We start from the raw sequence: 22,616 nt of genomic DNA on the forward strand, positions 1-22,616 counted from the left end.
CGATATTTTCTGGTAGAGTCAGTTTATAAAAGCAATATATCATGCGGGCTACAAGCGTAAATGCGGTTAAAATATATCAAATTGGCGGGGTTTAAATCTTTTGTTGATCCAACAAAAGTGCCATTTGAACAACAAATGACCGCAATTGTTGGTCCGAACGGCTGCGGTAAGTCGAATATTATTGATGCTGTTCGCTGGGTGTTAGGCGAAAGTTCCGCAAAGCACTTACGTGGCGATGCCATGACCGATGTGATTTTTAATGGTGCTGCAAGTAGAAAGCCTATAGGCCAAGCCAGTGTTGAACTCATGTTTGACAACATGGCGGATCGCTTTCAAGGCTCGATGGCTGATCGCAACCAAGTGTCTATTCGTCGTGTTGTCAATCGTGATTCGCAAAATACCTATTACTTAAATGGTGCTAAGTGTCGTAGGAAAGATATCACTGATATTTTTCTGGGAACAGGCTTAGGACCAAGAAGTTATGCGATTATTGAACAGGGGACCATTTCTCGTCTTATTGAATCTAAACCGCAAGAATTAAGAGTGTTTATCGAAGAAGCGGCGGGTATTTCGAAATACAAAGAAAGACGCAGAGAAACTGAAAACCGCATTCGACACACCCGCGAAAACTTAGATCGCTTAACCGACATTCGATTGGAACTAACGCAACAAATTGAAAAGCTGCATATTCAAGCCGAAGGAGCAAAACGTTTTAAAACGTTAAAAGCTGAAGAGCGACAATTAAAAGCTGAATTAGCTGTGTTACGTTGGCAGAGTTTTGAACACCGTTCGAAGTTAAAGCAACAAGAAATACAAAAGGTTAACGATAGAATAGCTGAGTTAAAACAAACACAACAAGCTGATGCTCTCCTGTTAACTAACGCAAAACAGCAAATTCAAACAGCGAATAGTCAAATTCAACACTGCCAACAAGATAAAATTGTGTTGACTAATGATATTGCGAGAGCTGAGCAACAAATCACGCATGAAAAGGCTCAACAAAAACAGCGTAGAGAAAACGTTGATGTGTTGAAAGCTCAGATGGAAAAAGCACAGAAAATGCTGTTGCATGAGCAGCAGTATTACGCGGAGACGCAACAAAAATTTGAAAAATATACAAAACATATTAACAGCATTGAGGCACAAATTGTTGGATGTGAGCAACAACACCACGACAAAACAACACAACTCCAACAATATCAATTAGAGCTGCAACAACGTAATCTGGCTTATCGTGACAGCGTGCAAGTTAAAAATCATTTTGAAAAACAACAATCAGTGTTTGTATCTGAACTTGAACAACAACAACGACAGTTAAATAAAGTCAATGAACAACACGAAACGTTAGCGCTTGAAAAATCGGCTTTAATGAAGGAGTCGTTGTTTGATGAACAACAGATCCGGCAGGTTATTACTGAAAAAGAACAACAACTACGCGAGCTTAACGCTGATCTCAAAGCCACGTTATTAACACAGCAACAACATGCTGAAACCATTTCCAAGCTTCGTGGTGATTGCCGGAGTCAGCAACAACGAGTAGACGAAATAACCAAAAAGCTGAGTCAACAAGAAAATTGGCAACAAGCACAATTGTCCACGTTTTCCCCTTTACTAAAAAGTGAAATGTGTAGAGTTCAAGACTTATTGCAAGTTAAACCTGGTTGGGAATTGGCTGTAGAAATGGTGCTTGAACAAATGCTACAAGCACATGTTTTCGATTTGCCATGGCATGAAGCGGAAATGGAAAAACTAAACACATTAGACGCTTGCTTTCTTTACTTATCAAGTGAAGATAACCAAGTAGAAGAAATTTCCACTCATCAAATTCAAGCGACACTGGCAAGCAAAGTGTCGAGTGAAGTTTTGCCACGAAGCCTATTTTATAACGTCTTGATTGCTACCGATGAAACAGCTTGTTTTGCTAAGCGAGAAAAGTTGAAGCAACAGCAATCTGTTATTTGCCCTCAAGGGGTTTGGTTAGGAAATAGCTTTATTCGAAAAGGTCAATTAACGCGTTCAGATAACGTCTTACTTTTAACCAATGAAAAGCAACAACTTGAACAATCTTACCAACAATCAATACAGCAACTAAAAGATTCTGAAACGCTTCTTCAGGGAATTTATGCACAAATTGACAACGTAGAAAAAACGCAAGAAGAAGTCTCGAAACAATTAATTAGTCATCAACAGCAGTTATTAGAAGCAACACAATTTAATGCAACTTGGCAACAAAAATATAAGCATATTGAAAAGCAACAAGCACATATACAGCGCGAACAACAGTCACTAACACAAACGATTAACAAGCAGAAAGTTGACCTTATAACATGGGAAAAAGAGCAGCATGTTGACTATAATGTCGCAAACGATGAACTCGTTGCATCAATGGCGTTACTTGAAAAAAAGATAGAACAGCACAATGCTGCGTTAAGTGATATTAATCAGCAACACCAATCGCTAAAAGAAAACTTTCACCAACAACAAATATTGCTGGAGAGAAGTAAACACGAGAGTCAACTCGCGCAGCAAAATATTTCTCGGTATCAAACAACGATTGATAATGCATCTGCGCAGCAAAAAGCGATGAATAACGATGAAAGTTTACCTGAAGAAAAATTAAGTGAATTAAATGAAAAACTACAGCAATGGTTAGCGTCATCGAGTGCGCTAGATAACGAAATTGAGCAACAGCATAAAGTTATTGCAACACAACAAGTTATTTTTCAACAAATGGAACAAAATGCGTCAAAAACCGTCGAACAAATCGAACAGCACAAACACGCGTTATCTCAATTACAATTAAGTGCTGAAAGTTTTTCAATAAAAGCAGAAAATGCACTTGAACAGCTTGATGAAATTGGTAAAAATGCCACAGATATTGCACAGTCTTTATCAGATAGTGCAAATGAATCTCTATGGCAGGCTAAGTTAATAAAGGTTCAAAATGACATTCAACGACTTGGAGCGATTAATTTAGCAGCAATTGACGAGTATGAAAGTCAATTAACGCGAAAAAACTACCTAGATCAACAAGATCAGGATTTAAATCAGGCTATTTCAACGTTAGAATCAGCAATAGAAAAAATAGATAAAGAAAGTCGTCTGAAATTTAAAACAACCTTTGATAAGGTCAACCACGACTTACAAACGTTATTTCCAAAGGTATTTGGTGGTGGCGATGCATATTTAGCATTAACCGGCGATGATTTATTGGAGACTGGCGTAACAATTATGGCTAGACCTCCAGGTAAAAAGAATAGTACGATTCACTTATTATCGGGTGGTGAAAAAGCGTTAACCGCTTTATCATTAGTGTTCGCGATTTTTAGACTTAATCCTGCACCGTTTTGTATGCTGGATGAAGTAGATGCACCACTTGATGATGCAAATGTAGAAAGGTTTTGTAATTTAGTGCGTGAAATGTCGAATAGCGTACAATTTATTTATATTAGTCACAATAAAATTGCCATGGAAATGGCTTCTCACTTAACAGGAGTAACCATGTTTGAACCGGGCGTATCTCGTATGGTATCTGTTGATGTTGAAGAAGCAATTGCTATGGCCGAAGTATCATAAACAGGCTAAAAGATGGAAGATAATTTTAGAAACGTATTAATTATTATCAGTGCTATTGTCATAGCAGCCATATTTGTACATGGCTTTTGGACGATTAGAAAAAATAAAAACCCATATAAACTTAAAGCAAAGCCTGAGTCAGTGACTCCAACTGAACACAGTTTTGATAGTCAAGGGTTTGATCAAGATGGTATTGGCAAAGTACGTGTGGTAAATGAAAGTACTTTAAGCGAAGATGAAGTACCTACAGCACCGGCGCCAGCACCAGATTATGATGAAGATCCAATACCAAAAGATGTTGATAAACCGAATGCGAACTCACCATCATTAGAACCTTCTTTAGGGGACTTGTCTGATATTACTGAACAACCTCCATTAACAAGTCCGCCACCACAAGCACATGCGAGTGAAACGCAACCAGAAGTGGAAGAAGAGATCATCACCGCAACAGAGCCCGTTTATCAAGAGCCTGTAAGTAGACGTAAACCAAAGCGTAGTAGCGAAAAGGCCCCTAAAGGCAAAGTAAAACGTGATCAAATGGAAATCAATTTTGGTGATGAATTTGAAGAAAAAGCTTCGTCAGCAAAAAGCGAGAAAGCACGACATCGAGAACAAAAACCAGACATCGATCCAGAAGTGATTGTTGTGTCAGTGGTTATGCCAGAAGATAATCATATATCAGGCGCCGCGCTGTTACCTACGTTACTTACGCTAGGATTACGTTTTGGCGAAATGGATATTTTCCATCGTCATGAAGATAATGCAGGCAACGGAAAAGTCACCTTTAGCCTAGCAAATATGATGAACCCTGGAACGTTTGACCTTGATAATATGGAAAGTTTCACTACCCAAGGGATCACATTATTTATGACCTTACCAAATGCCGGTGATCCATTTGAAGTATTTGAACACTTAATGAATGCTGCAAAACATTTAGCAGTAGAATTTAATGCTCAATTACTAGACGATAAGCGCAGTGTCATGACCAAGCAAACTGAACAGCATTACATGAGCAAAATTCGAGAGTTTGAACGCAAACATCGAATCGCTTCCGCATAGTTTTATACATACCTAATCAACATATTAAGCCTCAATTGAGGCTTATTTTTTTAACCGAAGATATTATGACAGAACAACAAGCATCAGAAAAAGTAGCAGAACTTCATCGTTTACTTAACCAATATAACCATGAATATTACGTGATGGACGGGCCAAGTGTTCCTGATGCAGAATATGATCGGCTGATGCGTGAGTTAATAGAACTTGAAGCGCAATACCCTCGTTTAAAGCAAAGTGATTCGCCAAGTCAACGTGTTGGCGGTGAGCCGTTAAAAGCCTTTACTCAAGTTACACATCAAATACCGATGTTGTCATTAGATAATGTTTTTTCGGCTGAAGAGTGGCAGGCGTTTGTTAAACGTATTCAAGACCGATTGAATACGCATGAGGCAATATCATTTTGTGCTGAACCTAAATTGGATGGCCTTGCGGTAAGTTTACGTTATGAAAATGGATTATTAGTACAAGCGGCAACTCGAGGAGATGGAGCCGTAGGCGAGAATATCACCGAAAACATAAAAACGATTAAATCGATCCCCTTGAAGCTTCATGGAACTATTTTTCCTAAGGTATTAGAGGTTCGTGGTGAAGTGTTTATGCCAAAGGCGAGCTTTGAGAAGCTCAATGAAACAGCGATGAAGAAAGGTGAGAAAACGTTTGCTAATCCTCGTAATGCAGCAGCCGGAAGTTTACGCCAACTTGACTCTAAAATTGCAGCTAAACGAAATCTAGCTTTTTATGCGTATGGACTAGGGTTCGTATCTGAAGATATCATCGGTCAAAATAACGAGGACTGGCTTGCCACAAGCCACTATCAGCGCTTACAACAAGTTAAACAGCTTGGTTTACCTGTTTGTCCAGAAGTTCGATTACTTGAAGATACATCGCAGGTTGATCATTTTTATCAGCACATTCTTAATCAGCGTTCTGTGCTTGATTATGAAATAGATGGCACTGTATTTAAGGTGGATGATATCGGTCATCAACAAACACTGGGTTTTGTGGCGCGTGCACCTCGTTGGGCCACCGCGTATAAATTTCCTGCCCAAGAAGAATTAACCACACTTGAAGAAGTAGAATTTCAGGTGGGAAGAACTGGCGCTATCACCCCTGTTGCTCGGTTAAAGCCTGTGTTTGTTGGTGGGGTAACCGTTAGCAACGCCACATTACATAATCAAGATGAAATAGACCGGCTTGGCATTAAAGTAAAAGACACGGTCATCATTAGACGCGCAGGTGATGTGATCCCTCAGATTGTCAGTGTAGTATTAGATAAACGCCCTGATAATGCCAAAGACGTTGAATTTCCAACAATTTGTCCTGTGTGTCAGTCAGATGTACTAAGACTAGAAGGAGAGGCCGTATTACGCTGTACTGGTGGCTTGATTTGCGGTGCACAACGTAAAGAAGCAATCAAGCATTTTTCTTCGCGCAAAGCACTAGATATAGATGGTTTAGGCGATAAGTTAGTTGAGCAGCTTGTTGATGAAAAATTAATTCAAACGCCTGCTGACTTGTTTAGTTTGTCTGAACTTGATATCAGTACGATGGAACGTATGGGGAAAAAATCTGCTCAGAATCTTGTACAAGCGATAGAAAAAGCAAAACATACAACGTTAGCAAAGTTTGTTTATGCGCTTGGAATACGTGAAGTAGGTGAAACAACGGCGGCAAATTTGGCACAGCACTTTTTAACGTTTGAAGCGATTAAAACTGCTGATGAAGAAGCATTACAAGCTGTTCCAGATGTTGGTAAGGTTGTGGCTAAAAATATTGTTCAATTTTTTGCACAATCACACAATGTCGACGTTGTTGAAGCGCTAGAGCAGATTATGACATGGCCAGATATTGTTGCTAAAACAGAAGAACAACAACCGTTAACTGATCTTACCTATGTGATCACGGGTACGTTAAATAAAATGGGTCGTAATGATGCCAAAGCATATTTACAGTCGTTAGGGGCGAAAGTTGCGGGCAGTGTTTCTGCTAAAACAGATTACTTAGTTGCTGGAGAAAAAGCAGGTTCAAAGCTAACAAAAGCCCAATCGTTGGGAGTAAAGGTATTAACCGAAGATGATCTACTCGCATTACTTGCAGAGCATAAGGTAGTGTTATGATCGAATTACTTACATCATTAGGGCAATGGTTTCGTCCTTATCAATATCAAACCGCGTTAGCCATAATAGCGACGATACTCGTGTTGTTTGGCAATGATATTAATGGCGCATTAAAACATATGATAAGAAAGCAACACTTTGTTGTGCGTACATTAGTCTTTATTGTGGTATGTGCATTTGGCTATGGTTTGTTAACGGTTTGGCTTACTGCGTTACTTGCTGAACAGCTCAGTAGCATACCTACTGTTTATATTGTCCCAACAGTGGTCATAATTTTTGCTGTTTTAGGCATTTATGCCCAAAAGCAACGTCATATCTAAACGGTAAAAAAGGCATACAGAAACAGTAAACTTGGTGCTGGTAAAATAAAACCAAAAATGGCAGCTTCACACCACTCTATTTTTTGATAAAACTGTCGCCATTTTTTATCTTGTACTTTTGATGATGGTAACACTTGAAAGAAAAAGATAAATGCAGACAACACTAACGCTTGAAGGGCGGAAAACAATATAAATAGCGCTAGCCAAATCAATGATTCAGGTGTTAAGTTAGTAATTTGTCGTTGTAATACAAAATATAAAACAAAAGCAAAAACACTCCAGCCTAACAACTTCCAACGGAAGGTTGATAACGTAATTGCAATGCTATTAAATACTTCAGGACTAAACCAATACTTCATTATTGCCTTACTTACTCGTAGAATAAAGATCACACTCAACGTTAAGTATAAAGAAAGAAATGGCATTACACAGTAAAAAACTTATATTCATTGTCTTTTGGGCATCTTCAATAACACAAGTTGCTTTTGCATTTTCTACCGAAAACAAGCAGCTTTCAATACAACCTCAACAACAAGTCGAAGTAAGGCCTGGTCATGCTAAAGCGCTAAAATCGTTAGATGATGAAAAGTATAAAGATGATCTCACAAAAGTGATTATTTCTACGGTCAGTGAAATGTCTGACAGCAACGGGCTAACCTACATTGGTGCTAAAGTAGAGCGTACAGAAGTTGAAAAGTTTTTGGCACAATTAAAAATAATACTCGGTGATGAGTTTAAACAATACCGTATGAATCAAGCGAACCGAGACGGTAATGCTTTTCATGTGACATTGGTTGCGCCACAAGAATATCAATTAATGAAAAAAGAGGAAGTCACTCTTGGCCGAACCGTGCGTATCACACTAGAAGGCTTAGGTAGAGTGAGTCAAGGCAATAACACCAGTTACTTTGTCGTTGCTTCTTCTAACGATGGTGACTTTATGCGACAAACCTTGCGTTTGGCTGCAAAAGATTTTCATGTAACGCTAGGTTTTGATAAAAAAGATGTTCACGGTGTCAGCAAAGGTCAAAATACATTGATAAAGCAATAGTCATCCTTGTCTCTTTATAGACAGTTAAATTAGCTTATTTATAATTAAATTATGTTAAACGGTTTAGATCATGTCGATGTTTGCTTATTATGAAGCTATGGATTTTAATTAAAGGGCTGATATGAAATCAACATTATTAATAATAGCAACGATTGTTGCTGTGAGTGGTTGTGCTAAATCCTCAACAGGGCGTAATCAAATTACGTTATTTTCAGACAGTGAATTGAACAAGATGGGGGCTACTTCTTTTGAGGAATTAAAAGAGAAAGAGAAAATTAGCCAAGATATTGCAACCAATAATTATGTGCAATGTGTTGCAAAAGCAGTGACAAAAAATGTATCAAAACAAGCCCATTCTGGCGATTGGGAAGTCGTTGTGTTTGATTCTGAACAAGTAAATGCCTTTGCCTTACCAGGCGGTAAAATAGGTGTATATACGGGGATTCTTAACGTTGCCCAAGGTCAAGATCAACTTGCTGCAATTATTGGTCATGAAATTGCTCATGTCACTGAGCGTCACTCTAATGAGCGATTATCGTCAAATCAACTGGTTCAAGCGGGGGCAGCTGTTGGTGGTGCCGTTTTATCGCAGCAAGAGGTGGAAAATAAAGAAACTTGGCTGATGGTTGGTTTAGGCATTGCGCAATATGGCATATTAATGCCATATAGTCGTATGCATGAGAGCGAAGCAGATATCGTTGGTCAAAAGCTAATGGCGCAATCAGGCTTTAAACCGTCAGCAGCCATTTCATTGTGGCAGAATATGGCGAAGCAATCTAAAGGTTCACCCCCCGAATTTTTATCAACGCATCCGTCAAATCAAACACGGATAAATGATTTATCGAAAAACTTACCAACAGCTCAAGCAATTTATCAACGTTCAACCCTTCGTCCTAGCTGCGGATAGTGCAGTAGCTTTCCCTTTTGAGTGAATAAAATGGTGGCAATTTTTGCCACCATTTTTTTTCAATAAATTATACCAATAATGTTGAATGTATATATGTATTATAGCAATATGTATATGAAACGTATTTTTTGGGTTAGATATTAAATGGGTATTGTTAAAATTTCAGAACAATTACATGATGAAGTTAGAAAAACCAGTAGTGTTATGGAACGTTCTATTAATTCTCAGGCTGAATTTTGGCTAAAAATAGGGCGACTCGCTGAGCAAAATCCAACGCTAAGCTATGAACAAATCATTGAACGAGAGATGCGCTCAGGTCAAGTCACCTCAGTAAGGCTTATCGGTGAATAACAATATTATTATTAAATCAACCGCTGAAATCGAATTAATGAGAGAATCAGGCCGATTATTAGCAAAGGTTTTTAAACAACTCGATACCTTTATAGCTGTTGATGTTACAACGTTAGCGATTAATGATTTTGTTGAAGATTTTATTGTTAATACACTTAATGCTCGTCCAGCGAGCAAAGGTCAGTATGGTTATAAATATGTATTAAACTCGTCAGTAAATGAGGTTGTTTGTCATGGAATTCCAAGTGAAAGTAAACGATTAAAATCTGGCGATATAGTTAATATTGATATTACCCTAGAAAAAAATGGCTTTGTTGCTGACAGTAGTAAAATGTATTTAATTGGTGATGTTAAACCAAGAGCAAAGCAATTGTCTAAAGTAACTTATCAAGCGATGTGGCAAGGTATTTCTATGGTAAAGCCTGGCGCTACCTTAGGTGATGTAGGACATGCTATTCAATCATACGCACAGCGTCACGGCTTTAGCGTCGTTCGAGAGTATTGTGGACATGGTATTGGACGTGAGATGCATGAACCACCACAAGTGCTTCATGTTGGTAAGCCTGGAATGGGAATTAAATTAAAAACAGGCATGACATTCACAATAGAGCCTATGATTAACCAAGGCACTCATAAAACGAAAGAAAAAAAAGATGGCTGGACCGTTGTCACTCGGGATAAAAAGTTATCTGCACAATGGGAACATACGGTACTTGTCACCGCTAATGGGGTAGAAGTGCTGACGCTAAGAGATGATGAATCGTTGCCTGCGACACTAAACGTATAAAAAATTCACCCTATACAATACAACTACTTCTTGTTGAATGAGTCCATTTTATGAGGCTTTTTATTTGACCGAGGAAGTGTTTCATCAAGATCATTTAAGTTTTTTTTACGTAGTGGTGTTTTTGCGTTTCTACGCACAGTGCTAAAGTTACCAATAAATATCAGCGCAACAACAATAAAAATTGTAATGATTAACCAGTTATCCATGTGGTACCCCTTGAACGTTGTATACGTAGCGTTCCATTAATTGCTCTATTTGATCAAGAATAAAAGCTTTTCCCTCAATTTCATGTTTGTGAAGAGTGTTAGCTAATATTTCTGGCGTTAATTCTGTTAGGAACTGAGTTGCTAATGGGGCAAACGATAAGTGCCAAGGCTCATGAGCAACTCCCCCTTGATAGCATTGATATGGAAAATAGAAACCATAATTTTGCGCATTTTCATTAAGCCATTTCGTTAGTTTAGCAAATGGACCATATTCCTCATACTCCCATGCTTCAAGTGATAATTGCTGCCCGTTGCTAAGCAATGATGGGTCATAAACATCAATATCTGTTCCCCAATGGTGACGACTAGCACCAGGAAGCGCTGAAAATGTCATGACAGCATGTACTTTTTTTTCAGTTGATAACTTAGTTAGGTTTACTTGCTGTTGTTGTAAATCGAAAACAGGCAATTCTCCCATCATCTTTTTATTCCAAATACTCAACTGGCGATCAAAATCTCGAAAACCACTTGCGATAGATAATTGAAAACCCACTGTTTTCGCAGCATCAACTAAATTTGACCAAGGGAAAAGCATATCGTGGTGTATTCCCTTATTATCTGACAAATAATGAATATGTGCATCGCTTGTACCTGTTAGTAAGGTTTGATCAGCCATGATTATGTATTGCCTTAACTGAGTACGTTTACGAGAGTGTGATAGTAAATATCAACTAACTCTTCAAGGTCAGCACATTTTACACTTTCATTCACTTGATGGATCGTTGCATTACAAGGTCCAAGTTCAACAACTTGCGCACCGGTTGGCGCAATGAATCTTCCGTCAGAAGTGCCGCCTGATGTAGATAACGTCGTGTTAAAGCCTTTTACGGTTTGAATAGCGCTTGACGCTGCATCCACGAGGGTGCCAGGTTCTGTGATGAAAGGCTTACCATTAAATGTCCATTTAATTTCATAGTTTAACTGATGCTCAGTTAAAATCGCGTCGATCTTACTGACGATTTTTTCATCGGTTAACTCTGTGCTATAGCGTAAATTAAACCATGCGGTTAAATGACCAGGAACAACGTTGGTTGCACCTGTGCCAGATTGAATATTTGATAATTGAAAACTTGTTTCAGGAAAATACTCATTACCCGTATCCCAATGTGTTTGACTCAGTGCAGCTAAAGCTGGCATTGCAAGATGAATAGGATTTTCAACATGTTGAGGGTAGGCAACGTGACCTTGTTTACCGAATACTTTTAATTCACCTGAAATTGAACCACGACGGCCGTTTTTAACAATATCTCCCACTTCATTTGTGCTAGAAGGTTCACCAACTATGCAATAATCGATTTTTTCATTTCTTGCTTCTAAAGTGTCTATTACTCGTGTAGTACCATTGATAAATGGACCTTCTTCATCACTGGTAATTAAAAAAGCGATAGAGCCTTTATGATGTGGATGATCTGCAACAAACTTTTCTGTTGCTACTACCATAGCCGCTAAACTACCTTTCATATCAGCGGCGCCGCGGCCGAATAAATAACCATCTTTGAAAGTGGGTTCAAAAGGCGGAGTATCCCAGCTGGCTAAATGACCAGCTGGTACCACATCAGTATGACCAGCAAAGCAAAATACTGGTCCAGTATCACCTTTACGACACCACATATTCGTGGTGTCTTCAAATACCATAGTTTCTGTTAGAAAACCTAATTTTTCTAGGCGTTCAGACATCATCTGCTGACAACCTGCATCTTCAGGAGTAACCGATGGACGAGAGATCAAATCTGCGGCGAGAGTTAAAACAGGCGTGTTAGTCGTCGTCATTAGGCAAAAATCTCTTGATAATTTTCTGCCTTAAAACCTAGATGTAATTGGTCGTCAATAAGCAACAAAGGGCGCTTTAATAATGTTGGCTGTAATAATACTTGTTCTGAGGCTACGGTATCTGAAAGATTAGTTTTTATATGTTCGTCTAAATTTCGGAACGTTGTGCTACGTTTATTGAGTAATAAATCCCATGAAGACATAGCCACAAATTGTTGTAACTGATTGTTATCTAGACCGTCAGTACGAAAATCGTGGAATTGATAGGTAATATTATGTTCATCAAGCCATTTTCGTGCTTTTTTTACGGTGTCGCAGTTTTTTATGCCATATAAAGTTGTCATATTAAATCACTTGATAATTATTGTTGGTTAATGCCGTTATAGCGCTGTCAATTTTATTGCTTTTGACTAAGACATAATCGGTATCAAAGGTAGAAATGGCGAAAATACTGATTTTCTTATTCGCTAATATGGTTGAAATTTTTGAAAGTATCCCCGTTAATGAAAAATCTAATGGACCAACAACTTCAAGTGCTTGCCAGTCAGGTTCACTATCTTCGCTTAACAACATAAGTGTACTAGGAGCGACCACCGATACCTCATCATTAGTTTTTGCGATAAAATACATGTGTTGTTTAAACACTTCGGAGGGTATTTCGCTATTGGCTGGAAAACTATGGATAGTGAACGTGTTATTTAATCGCTTTAACGTTAGTGTTGCCATATGCTAAGCCTGATAAATTCAAAGGTAATACTATAACTCGTCAACGAGGTAAACTCTAGGTGTATATCATGGATATCAACACTTGTTTTAGATATAAAAGTATAGATAAGTCTTCATTATCTATACTTTATTCAGAATAAGTTATTAACTTAGGGAATAATATAGTTAAGTTCTATTTTTATTACTAATTTGATGTAAATAACATCAAGTTAATAATGCTTCTATCCACAAAAAGTGTGGATATCTTTGTGTGCAAGCTATGCTTATGTTTGTAACTATCTGTTATTTATAGGTTATAATTGCTGTTTGTTTTTTGAGTTGCCTATAGTTATTCACATGCCATGAAATAGTTAGCAAAATAGCTTACATATTAACTAACGCGCCTAAATATTAAGATTTTAATAGTTAGATGCGTTAGTTTGATGCATTTTTACCTTATATAGCTTGAATAGCGGTCAATGCAATAGTGAAGACAATATCATCGACTAACGCGCCCCGTGAAAGATCATTTACGGGCTTATTAAGCCCTTGTAACATAGGACCAATACTGACAACATCAGCAGAGCGTTGTACTGCTTTATAAGTTGTATTACCTGTATTTAGATCTGGAAAAACAAAAACAGTCGCTTTTCCAGCAACAGGGCTAGAAGGGGCTTTTTGCTGTGCGACGGTTTCCATGATTGCTGCATCGTACTGTAATGGGCCATCGATGATAATATCAGGCCTACGTGTTTTAACTATCGCTGTTGCTTCTGCTACTTTTTCAACATCAGCACCTTTTCCAGAACTTCCAGTACTGTAACTGATCATTGCAACCCTAGCTTCAATACCAAATTTAATAGCTGACTCAGCACTCTGAATTGCAATCTCAGCTAATTGTTCTGCATTTGGTTCTGGATTAATAGCACAATCACCGTAAACGAGAACTTGATCTGGTAAAAGCATGAAGAAAATGGAAGAAACCAATTTGCTATCAGGTGATGTTTTTATTAGTTGCAACGCAGGGCGAATAGTATTCGCAGTAGTGTTAACTGCGCCAGAAACTAATCCGTCAACTTGGCCTAACTGTAACATCAACGTTGCTAAAACTACGTTGTCTTTGAGTTCTTGTTGTGCGACAACTTCTGTCATCCCTTTATGTTTGCGTAGTTCAACTAATGGTGCGATGTAGTTATCTCGAATTAAAGCAGGATCGGTAATAATCAAACCTGGTGGCAATTCGATACCTTGTTGCTTAGCAATAGTGAGTATATTGTCTTTTTCTCCCAACAACTGGCATCGGGCAATATTTCTTTCAATACAAATAGCCGCAGCTTTTATCGTTCTTGCATCACTACCTTCGGGCAGAACAATTAACTTGTTCGCTTTCCTAGAAAGCTCAGTGAGTTTATGACGAAACGCTGGTGGCGAATACTTCGCATGACCACTTACGTGTTTTGATAATAAGCCTAACCATTGTGGATCGATTTGGTCTGCAACATATTGTTTTACCTTGTCTAAGCGCTGAAGGTCATCTTCAGGTATTTCTGGGTTAAAACTCATGAGGTATCGAGAAGTTTGCCAAGTATCCCATGGAACGGATAGTACTGGTAAGCCAGCTTGTAATGCTTGATCGCATAGCTCAAGTACTTGTGGTTCAGGTTGGTAGCCATTGGTTAATAGAAGTGCACCTACTTTTGTTCCATTTAATGCAGATAAACAGGTTGCGATGATAATATCTGTACGATCGCCAGGGGTAACAATGAGTCTATTCGGTTGTAAGTGACTCATTAAGTTACCTACACTTCTCGCACAGAAACTGATACTTCTAATTCGTCTGTGATCGATATCACCTTGATTAATGATATCGGCATTGAGGTAATTTTTTATATCAATAACACGAGGAGCAATTAAGTCAATTTCCCATGGAATTGTTGCTAGTAACTGAAAACTGCCGCGCTGAAAGATTGATAATTCGTGCCATTTCTCAGGTGGAAATTTTATTTCATAATTTGTTTCTCGTGGCAGTAGTCCTACTTCATCTTTATCGGGAGAGTTAATTTTATTGATAATACACCCAAGTAGTTTGGTATTTTCAGTACCTCCAAAGGTACGAGCACTCACTTCTAATCTGTCCTCAAATTCAAGTGGTGTGTCTTCATCGGGAGAGGCCACTAAAATAATTTCAGCAGAAAGCGCCTGTGCTACTTCACGGTTAATACGAGTAGCATAGGGTTGTCTCGTTGTTGGTAAAAGTCCTTCAATGATAACGATATCATGTGCTTCACAGGCAATTGAATAGTTATCAACTATTTGCTCAAGAATAATATCGCTATTACCTTCTCCCATTTGCTGTTCAACGTAACTTAGTGGGATTTCGTTGGTATCTTTGGAGTATGAAATAACGTGTTGTTTATTTTGTAATACATTTCTAGAGGGTTGACTGATAGGCTTAAATAAACCAACATCAAGCCCAAGTTGTTGACAAGCGTGTGTGAGGCCAAGAGCAACACTGGTCAATCCAACACCAAAGCCAACAGGAATTAACATGATACGACGCGACATTATTTAACCTCCTTAGCGACTAATTGGTGTGTTTGTGTGGCAATGACCCCTTCTTCATCCGTGGGTATCACCCAGCAAGGAATACTTGTTGACGTTGCGATATTACCGCTTTTTCCAAATCTTGCTTCGATGTTAGCATTGTTATTTATACTGATATTTAACAGAGTAAGTTGTTCAATGATGTTTTCCCTAATAAAGCTTGAATTTTCGCCAATTCCTCCTGTAAAAACGATACTGTCTAGCTGTGAAAAGCAGACAGAGAAGCTTGCTATCATTTTTGCAGCGCGATAACAAAACATATCAAGTGCAAGTTTTGCAAGATCATGACCTTGCTCAGCCGCTTCTTCTAATGTTCTGCAATCATTACTTAGCATTGAAATACCTTTTAAACCGCTTTCTTTATTTAGTAAGGTGTTAACCTGATCTAACGTGTAGCCAAGTTGATCAACTAGATGAAATATAATACTAGGGTCAAGGTTTCCTGTTCGAGTGCCCATCATTAGACCTTCTAAAGGGGTTAGGCCTAAACTAGTATCCACTGATTTGCCATTTTTAATGGCTGTTACACTACAACCATTTCCTAGGTGTGCAGATATTAGGTTACATGTTTCAATCGGTTTATTTAGATATTGTGCAGCCTTGTGCGCAACATAATAGTGACTGGTGCCATGAAAGCCATACTTACGAATACCATGATTTTTATACAGCTCATAAGGTAGGGCATATAAAAAGGCTTTTTTAGGCATAGATTGATGAAAGCTAGTATCAAAAACGGCTACCTGAGGTAATTGTCCTAGTGCCTTTTCTGCCGCTTCAATGCCGAGTAAATTCGCAGGATTATGTAATGGTGCTAAAGTTGATAAACGATGTATCTCATGCTTAACCGCTATGGAAATTAATACGGGTTTGTTATACGTCTCACCGCCGTGCACAACACGATGACCAATCGCATAAATGGTTGAAGTAAGTTGTTTATCATCTAACACTTCAACAAAAAATTTGATCGCCATTAAATGATCATAAGGTGCGGGTAAATGAGATTGTTGTTTATTTGCTTCTTGTTTTATTGAGATAGTTGCATGTGCTGAGTGTAATTGCTCAACGAGACCAGAAATTAAAACATGGTTTGTTGTTGGGTTAATGAGTGAAAATTTAACCGATGAACTTCCACAATTGATTACTAATATATTGTTTTGCATTTATATAGGTGAACTTAACTATTGATAAATATAGTATAGCTGACAGATCTAACTTCACGCTTTGATTTGGTTCAAGGTTTAATTAATAATTACATTTAAACTCATTTAGAGTTTGTGCTATCTTGTAAGTAACAGTTGTTATAATGTATGGCCTATGAATATGAATGTTGTAGAAATTGTAAAGTTAGGTCGCAAGTATATGTTACTCTGGCCTGATCGTAGAGAACTAGCGGAATACTTTGCTGAGTATCATGCTATCAAAATGGCGCGTCTTGTGTGTAAATATTTGCCTGGCGTAGCTTTGTTTACTTTAATCATGCAACTTTATTTTGGTGGCGTTGCTTCTTTACCACAATCGGTTGTTTATACCGTGTTTATGCTAAGCGTTCCGTTACAAGCTTTAGTTATGCTAGGGATAAAAGCAGATAAATTTTTGCCACCCGCATTAGCGAATTGGTATAAAGAAGGTGTTGCTAAAATTAATCAAAGCGGCGGAGATATAAAACTTAGCGTGCAAAAACCTCGGTATGTTGATTTGGCACAGTTGCTGAATATTAGTTATCGGCACGCGAAGCATTAATGGAAAATTAAAACCGCTGTTCAGGCGGTTTTTTTATAAATGCGAATAAGAAAGTCAGCCTGACATTCAAAGTTACTTTCTTGTTTTAATTTTTGTTTTACTTCTTCAGTCGCTTTAAAGGCAAAGGGTGTCATTGATAGTAAGTTTAGCAAATCATCACCTGAACGTATCGTCATGGTATAGCTCAGCTGTTCTTGCGTATCTAACGTCATATTATCAACTGTTATTTTGTCTTCGTCATGTTGCAATGCGCGTTGATAAATTTTTTGTTTGAGCGACAATAAATGGTTTCCGCCAGGTGTCACAGTTATTAAATAACCGTTGTCTGATAAAATACGATTAAATTCTGCAGGTAATATGGGAGCATAAATAGAAACAATAGCATTGATATGTTGATCATCAAAAGGTAGTTGCGACAACGTGGCCACTGAAAAATGACAATCAGTATATTTCTTTGCCGCTTTCTTTACGGCTTCTTTGGCAATATCAATACCATACACCGTCTGACAGCTTTGCTTAAACTGCCCTGTATAAAAACCTTCTCCACAGCCGGCATCTAAAATGACACCATTACTAAGGCTTAGTGCATCTAATATTGATATCAATTTGTCGGCAAGCGGTTGATAATATCCCTGTAATAAAAAGGCACGTCTGGCGTTTACCATGGCTTTATTATCGCCAGGTTGTTTCGAATGTTTAAACTGAACTGGCAATAAGTTAACGTAGCCCTCTTTTGCTTGATCAAAACAGTGTGATTGAGCACAACGATACGTGTGCTCTTTTAACATTAAACTTGATTGGCAAATAGGGCAGCGATATTGTGCATTTATCATGTAAATGTAGACCAGATAGGCGCATGATCAGAAGGCTTTTCAATTGCTCGTAATTCATAATCAATGTCAGATTCAACACATTGTTTGGCTAAGTTTTCTGTGGCTAACACAACGTCAATTCGTAGCCCTCGATTATCATCAAAACCACGAGAACGATAATCAAACCATGAGTATTTTTCACTGGTCGATGGGTGTAATTCTCTAAACGTGTCTTTAAACCCCCAATTCATTAGCGTTGAAAGCCATTGGCGCTCTTCTGGTTGAAAACTACATTTACCCGTTTTTAACCAACGTTTTCTATTAGGTTCACCAATACCAATATCTAAATCAATCGGTGAAATATTAATATCACCCATCACTACGAGGTTTTCATCGGGTGTGTGATGTTCATTTAAATAGACCATTAAGTCTTTATAAAACTGACGTTTATAAGGAAATTTACTTTCATGTGCAATATTATCTCCTTGCGGAAAATAACCATTTAAAACCGTAACTTTTTCACCGCGTTCATTGGTGGTCGTTACCATGATCATACGCTTTTGAGAGTCTTCAGTATCGGTAGGAAAGCCTTTAGTCACAACATCAGCTGGTTTTTTACATAGCATTGCAACACCGTAATGTGCTTTTTGACCGTGGAAGTATACGTGATAACCCATCGCTTCAACATCGGCAAGAGGGAAGGCGTCGTCGTGTACTTTGATTTCTTGTAGGCCAATGATGTCAGGTTGATGTTTATCGATTACGGCTTGTAATTGGTGAAGTCTGGCTCGTAAACCATTTATATTGAAAGAGATAATCTTCATGGATAATGTATTTGATGGTTAGTATTCATTAGCGCGAAATAATACCATAAGATGATAGTTGTGTTGAATATTGTTCACAGTAAATTTAATCTTTATGCGAATTGGTATAAACAACAATATTATCGTTATTTAGTACTGTCGTCCCTTATTAGAGCGTGTTGATCTTTCATGTTTACTTTTGCCGCAATTTGTTTGGTTTTTATACAAAGCAACACTTGCGCCGTGTAGTTATTCTACTCCAGTCAAGCGTTAACACAGTAGAAATGCCAAACAGATACAGCACGAAGGGTTCAACTAAACGCCTCCTGCTCTTTGTTACTTGAATTAACCATAGAATGACTATGCAATAATCCAAGTGCCGCGATCAGGAGGCGTTTAATTTGAACAAAACTTAAACAGCAAAGATCAACACGCTCTAGTTTGTACCAAATATTTTATCACCGGCGTCACCTAGACCCGGTAAGATATAGCCTTGTTCGTTGAGCTTTTCATCGCATGCAGCAATATACACATCAATATCAGGGTGGGCTTTCTCTAATGCGCTAATACCTTCTGGCGCCGCAACCATAAATAATGCAGTAATTTTTTCACAACCTGAAGATTTTAGTAAATTAATACACGTTATTGCTGAACCGCCTGTGGCTAACATAGGATCAATCACAATGGCGTGTCGTTCTGCAATATCACTGACAATATTTTCATAATAACTTTCAATACCGATATGCACGGTTCCAGCTTTATCGGTAGAAATATCGTCATCATTGCGTTTTAAGCCAATAATACTGACTTTCGCGCAAGGTAAAATAGTTAAGGCTCCTTCTAACATACCAAGTCCAGCACGTAGAATAGGTACTAATGTTGGTTGCTTTTCGGCTAATAATGGGGTGGAAATATTGCCAGACCAACAAGCTAAAGGTGTGCTTTGTACTTGAAGGTTTTGTGTCGCTTCTACCATCAGCATAGTAGATATTTCGTTAGTTAATTCACGAAAAGACTTTGATGACAGGTTAGCTTCGCGTGCTAATGATACTTTATGTTTTAGTAGTGGATGATTACTAATATAAACGGTCATTTCGTTTCCTTTTGTACAGTGTTATTGGTATTTCGTACTCTGTTTAGTTAATTACCAAACAAGCGCTTTAAAATGTTTTCGACAAAGCGATTCATAGCGTTCGTTGCCACCCACTTCAATTTGAGCACCTGATGTTACAGCATTGCCTTGGTCATCTGTTCTGACGACAAAATTTGCTTTTTTGCCACAATGACAAATGGTTTTTAGTTCGATCAATTTGTCTGCCCATGCCAAAAGTGCGGCACTGCCTACAAACGTTTTACCGAGAAAATCAGTTCTAATGCCATAAGCTAAGACCGGTATTTTTAACATATCAACAATATCAGTAAGTTGCTTTACTTGTTGTTCCGTTAAAAACTGTGCTTCATCGACCAATACACAACTAACAGGGGTTAACTCATGTTGCTGTGTTACTTGTTGAGCGATATCTGTTTCAGCAGAAAATAAATTAGCATCAGCATGTAAACCAAGACGTGAAGAGATTTGTCCCGTCGAGAATCGGTTATCGATATCTGCAGTATAAAGCAGGGTATTCATTCCGCGTTCGCGGTAGTTGTATGAAGACTGCAGCAAATGTGTAGATTTCCCCGCATTCATCGTAGAATAATAAAAATAAAGTTGTGCCATAAGGTATCAATAGCGCTCACTGCTTGGTTGTTCTACTTTACCCTCAATGGTGGCGAGTAAGTTATCTAATAACCCACTCGCGCCGAAACGAAAATGAGTTTGATCAAGCCATGAAGCCCCTAAGGTATCCATGACTAAGGTTAAATACTTTGTGGCATCCTCTAAGGTTTTAACGCCACCAGCAGCTTTAAAGCCAACATTTGGGTTTACGTTTTCAATAACAGATAGCATGATTTTTGCGGCTTCAGGCGTAGCATTTATATCAACTTTCCCTGTGGATGTTTTGATAAAGTCAGCGCCAGCGTCAATCGCTATTTCACTTGCCCGTTGAATTAAAGAATCTGTTTTTAATTTTCCAGACTCAATAATTACTTTTAAGGTAACCTGCTTACCACAAGCTTGTTTACATGCGTTTACTAATTCATAGCCAACATTTTCATCACCAGCAATTAAAGCATTGTAAGGGAACACAACGTCAACTTCATCAGCACCAAGTGAAACAGCTTCTGCTGTTTCTTTCACTGCTTGGTTCACATCACTACCGCCATGAGGAAAGTTAGTGACGGTTGCAATTTTTATCTGTTTATTTGTTTTGGCTAAATGTTGTTTCGCAATGGAAATATACTGAGGATAAATACAAATAGCGGCAGTATCTCCATGTTTTGTCGCTGCTTGTTCACATAGTTCAATAATTTCTTGCTGTGATTCATCGCCTCGTAAACTGGTTAGATCAACGAGAGAAAGGGCAAGTAAAGCGGTTTGTTGTTGCTCTGTCATGTTATTCTCCTAAAGGCTAAGAAATACACCTGCAATTGCAGCACTCATTAAATTAGCTAGTGTTGCTGCCATCATTGCTTTCATACCAAGACGAGCAATATCAGGACGACGCGAAGGTGCCATTGAACCTATACCACCAAGTAAGATAGCAATCGAAGATAAATTAGCAAAACCACATAATGCAAAAGTGATAATCGCTTGGGTAGAAGGTGTTAAAGTATCTTTGATTTCAACAAAATTTACATAAGCAAAAAACTCATTAACAACCACTTTTTGCCCTATAAAACTACCCGCTTGCAGCATTTCTTCTGCGGGAACACCAATAACAAAAGCGAATGGAGCAAATACGTAGCCAAGTAACCATTCAATGGTTAAGTTTTCGATACCAAATAGGTTGCCAACTCCGCCGACTAACATGTTTAAAAGCGCGATGAGCGCGATAAAAGCCAATAGCATTGCACCAACATTAACAGCTAATTTCATGCCTGATGCTGCGCCTGTTGCCGCTGCATCTATCACATTCACCGGTTTAATTTCTTGCTCTGAAATAGATAAGTTATTTGCTTGAATTTTATCAGCTTCGGTTTCCGGTAAAATAATTTTTGCCATTAACAAGCCACCAGGTGCAGCCATAAACGACGCCGCTATAAGATATTTTAGTTCAACACCGAGTCCTGCATAGCCGGCTAATATTGAACCCGCAACTGATGCTAATCCACCTACCATGATGGCAAATAATTCTGATTGAGTCATTGATGCAATGTAAGGTCGAACGACTAAAGGGGCTTCTGTTTGCCCAACAAAAATGTTTGCTGTAGCAGACAGAGATTCAGGTTTACTTGTGCCAAGTAGTTTTTGCAGACCACCACCAATAATGCGAATGATCCATTGCATAATATTAAGGTGATAAAGTACGGCAATTAACGATGAGAAGAAAATAATGACCGGCAATACTCGTACGGCAAACACAAAGCCTACACCGTTGCTAAACATTTTATCAGTGCCTAGACCACCAAATATAAAGTTAATGCCAGCCTTAGCGCTATCAATGACGTTTTGTACGCCGTTGGTCATTGATTCGAGTACATCTTTACCGAATGGAATATATAGCACGAAAGCGCCAAGTATTAACTGTAGTAAAAATGCAAAACCAACGGTTCGAAAATTAATTGACTTCTTATGGCTACTTAACGCGTATGCTGCTACTAACAGCAAAACAATGCCTATGACCCCGTGTAACGCCCCCATGAA

General features: G+C 38.4%; 23 protein-coding genes. 9 read left to right on the forward strand and 14 right to left on the reverse strand.

The window, feature by feature from the left end:
- Positions 1 to 60 precede the first annotated feature (60 nt).
- From smc to QUE72_RS08185, 4 genes are all read left to right on the forward strand, one after another.
- Complete coding sequence (gene smc, locus QUE72_RS08170) at positions 61 to 3,576, forward strand: chromosome segregation protein SMC (protein ID WP_286272666.1); 3,516 nt, start codon at positions 61 to 63, stop codon at positions 3,574 to 3,576.
- A 12-nt stretch (positions 3,577 to 3,588) separates the two neighbouring features.
- Complete coding sequence (zipA, locus tag QUE72_RS08175; RefSeq protein WP_286272668.1) at positions 3,589 to 4,635, forward strand: cell division protein ZipA; 1,047 nt, start codon at positions 3,589 to 3,591, stop codon at positions 4,633 to 4,635.
- A gap of 65 nt (positions 4,636 to 4,700) precedes the next feature.
- Positions 4,701 to 6,752, forward strand: coding sequence for an NAD-dependent DNA ligase LigA (ligA, locus tag QUE72_RS08180; protein WP_286272669.1), 2,052 nt, complete (start codon positions 4,701 to 4,703; stop codon positions 6,750 to 6,752).
- Entirely contained in the window at positions 6,749 to 7,072 is a 324-nt protein-coding gene (locus tag QUE72_RS08185) for a DUF3392 domain-containing protein (RefSeq protein WP_286272670.1), read from the forward strand. Before ligA ends, QUE72_RS08185 begins: the two co-directional genes overlap by 4 nt.
- On the opposite strand, the gene QUE72_RS08190 is transcribed toward QUE72_RS08185, so the two are convergent.
- Entirely contained in the window at positions 7,069 to 7,431 is a 363-nt protein-coding gene (locus tag QUE72_RS08190) for a hypothetical protein (RefSeq protein WP_074495794.1), read from the reverse strand. The genes QUE72_RS08185 and QUE72_RS08190 overlap by 4 nt on opposite strands.
- A 59-nt stretch (positions 7,432 to 7,490) precedes the next feature.
- Here QUE72_RS08190 and QUE72_RS08195 point away from each other — a divergent pair, with 59 nt between their 5' ends.
- The 4 genes from QUE72_RS08195 (at position 7,491) to map (ending at position 10,168) form a co-directional block, all read left to right on the forward strand.
- Positions 7,491 to 8,123, forward strand: a complete 633-nt coding sequence (locus QUE72_RS08195) for a hypothetical protein (protein ID WP_286272673.1) — start codon at positions 7,491 to 7,493, stop codon at positions 8,121 to 8,123.
- A 121-nt stretch (positions 8,124 to 8,244) separates the two neighbouring features.
- Entirely contained in the window at positions 8,245 to 9,030 is a 786-nt protein-coding gene (locus QUE72_RS08200) for a M48 family metallopeptidase (protein WP_074495797.1), read from the forward strand.
- A 144-nt stretch (positions 9,031 to 9,174) separates the two neighbouring features.
- Entirely contained in the window at positions 9,175 to 9,381 is a 207-nt protein-coding gene (locus tag QUE72_RS08205) for a ParD-like family protein (RefSeq protein WP_286272676.1), read from the forward strand.
- Positions 9,374 to 10,168 carry a type I methionyl aminopeptidase gene (map, locus tag QUE72_RS08210; protein WP_286272678.1) on the forward strand — a complete coding sequence of 265 codons (795 nt, stop codon included), beginning with the start codon at positions 9,374 to 9,376 and terminating at the stop codon, positions 10,166 to 10,168. The genes QUE72_RS08205 and map overlap by 8 nt, the downstream gene beginning before the upstream one ends.
- A gap of 23 nt (positions 10,169 to 10,191) precedes the next feature.
- Here map and QUE72_RS08215 read toward each other — a convergent pair whose 3' ends face one another.
- The 7 genes from QUE72_RS08215 to QUE72_RS08245 all read right to left on the reverse strand — a co-directional run bounded on the left by QUE72_RS08215 (position 10,192) and on the right by QUE72_RS08245 (position 16,673).
- The gene (locus QUE72_RS08215) at positions 10,192 to 10,374 is read right to left on the reverse strand and encodes a hypothetical protein (protein WP_074495809.1); all 183 of its coding nucleotides are present in this window, start codon (positions 10,372 to 10,374) and stop codon (positions 10,192 to 10,194) included.
- Positions 10,367 to 11,050, reverse strand: a complete 684-nt coding sequence (locus QUE72_RS08220) for a M15 family metallopeptidase (protein ID WP_286272679.1) — start codon at positions 11,048 to 11,050, stop codon at positions 10,367 to 10,369. The genes QUE72_RS08215 and QUE72_RS08220 overlap by 8 nt, the downstream gene beginning before the upstream one ends.
- A 14-nt stretch (positions 11,051 to 11,064) precedes the next feature.
- Positions 11,065 to 12,204 carry a succinyl-diaminopimelate desuccinylase gene (gene dapE, locus QUE72_RS08225; RefSeq protein WP_286272681.1) on the reverse strand — a complete coding sequence of 380 codons (1,140 nt, stop codon included), beginning with the start codon at positions 12,202 to 12,204 and terminating at the stop codon, positions 11,065 to 11,067.
- Positions 12,204 to 12,548, reverse strand: coding sequence for an ArsC family reductase (locus QUE72_RS08230; protein ID WP_074495815.1), 345 nt, complete (start codon positions 12,546 to 12,548; stop codon positions 12,204 to 12,206). The genes dapE and QUE72_RS08230 overlap by 1 nt, the downstream gene beginning before the upstream one ends.
- Before the next feature lies 1 nt (position 12,549).
- Entirely contained in the window at positions 12,550 to 12,930 is a 381-nt protein-coding gene (locus QUE72_RS08235; protein ID WP_286272684.1) for an ACT domain-containing protein, read from the reverse strand.
- A 435-nt stretch (positions 12,931 to 13,365) separates the two neighbouring features.
- On the reverse strand, positions 13,366 to 15,474 hold the full coding sequence (pta, locus tag QUE72_RS08240) for a phosphate acetyltransferase (protein ID WP_286272685.1): 2,109 nt from the start codon (positions 15,472 to 15,474) through the stop codon (positions 13,366 to 13,368).
- Positions 15,474 to 16,673, reverse strand: a complete 1,200-nt coding sequence (locus QUE72_RS08245) for an acetate/propionate family kinase (protein WP_286272687.1) — start codon at positions 16,671 to 16,673, stop codon at positions 15,474 to 15,476. Before QUE72_RS08245 ends, pta begins: the two co-directional genes overlap by 1 nt.
- A 154-nt stretch (positions 16,674 to 16,827) precedes the next feature.
- On the opposite strand from QUE72_RS08245, the gene yfbV reads away from it, so the two are divergent.
- Positions 16,828 to 17,253: a terminus macrodomain insulation protein YfbV gene (gene yfbV / locus QUE72_RS08250; protein ID WP_286272691.1), complete on the forward strand. Its 426-nt coding sequence runs from the start codon at positions 16,828 to 16,830 to the stop codon at positions 17,251 to 17,253.
- 20 nt (positions 17,254 to 17,273) lie between these two features.
- Here yfbV and rlmA read toward each other — a convergent pair whose 3' ends face one another.
- From rlmA to QUE72_RS08280, 6 genes are all read right to left on the reverse strand, one after another.
- Positions 17,274 to 18,086, reverse strand: a complete 813-nt coding sequence (gene rlmA / locus QUE72_RS08255; RefSeq protein WP_286272693.1) for a 23S rRNA (guanine(745)-N(1))-methyltransferase — start codon at positions 18,084 to 18,086, stop codon at positions 17,274 to 17,276.
- A complete protein-coding gene (gene xthA / locus QUE72_RS08260) occupies positions 18,083 to 18,889 on the reverse strand; it encodes an exodeoxyribonuclease III (RefSeq protein ID WP_286272695.1) in 807 nt (268 codons plus the stop codon). Before xthA ends, rlmA begins: the two co-directional genes overlap by 4 nt.
- A gap of 415 nt (positions 18,890 to 19,304) precedes the next feature.
- Positions 19,305 to 19,961 (reverse strand): uracil phosphoribosyltransferase, encoded by a 657-nt coding sequence (gene upp, locus QUE72_RS08265; RefSeq protein WP_286272697.1) that lies wholly within the window; start codon positions 19,959 to 19,961, stop codon positions 19,305 to 19,307.
- A 51-nt stretch (positions 19,962 to 20,012) separates the two neighbouring features.
- A complete protein-coding gene (locus QUE72_RS08270) occupies positions 20,013 to 20,588 on the reverse strand; it encodes a thymidine kinase (protein WP_074495828.1) in 576 nt (191 codons plus the stop codon).
- A gap of 6 nt (positions 20,589 to 20,594) precedes the next feature.
- The gene (gene deoC, locus QUE72_RS08275; protein WP_286272699.1) at positions 20,595 to 21,365 is read right to left on the reverse strand and encodes a deoxyribose-phosphate aldolase; all 771 of its coding nucleotides are present in this window, start codon (positions 21,363 to 21,365) and stop codon (positions 20,595 to 20,597) included.
- 9 nt (positions 21,366 to 21,374) lie between these two features.
- A complete protein-coding gene (locus QUE72_RS08280) occupies positions 21,375 to 22,613 on the reverse strand; it encodes a NupC/NupG family nucleoside CNT transporter (RefSeq protein ID WP_074495832.1) in 1,239 nt (412 codons plus the stop codon).
- Positions 22,614 to 22,616 lie beyond the last annotated feature (3 nt).

Origin of the sequence: Thalassotalea hakodatensis (assembly GCF_030295995.1) — a bacterium.
GTDB classification, from domain to species: Bacteria; Pseudomonadota; Gammaproteobacteria; order Enterobacterales; family Alteromonadaceae; genus Thalassotalea_C; species Thalassotalea_C hakodatensis.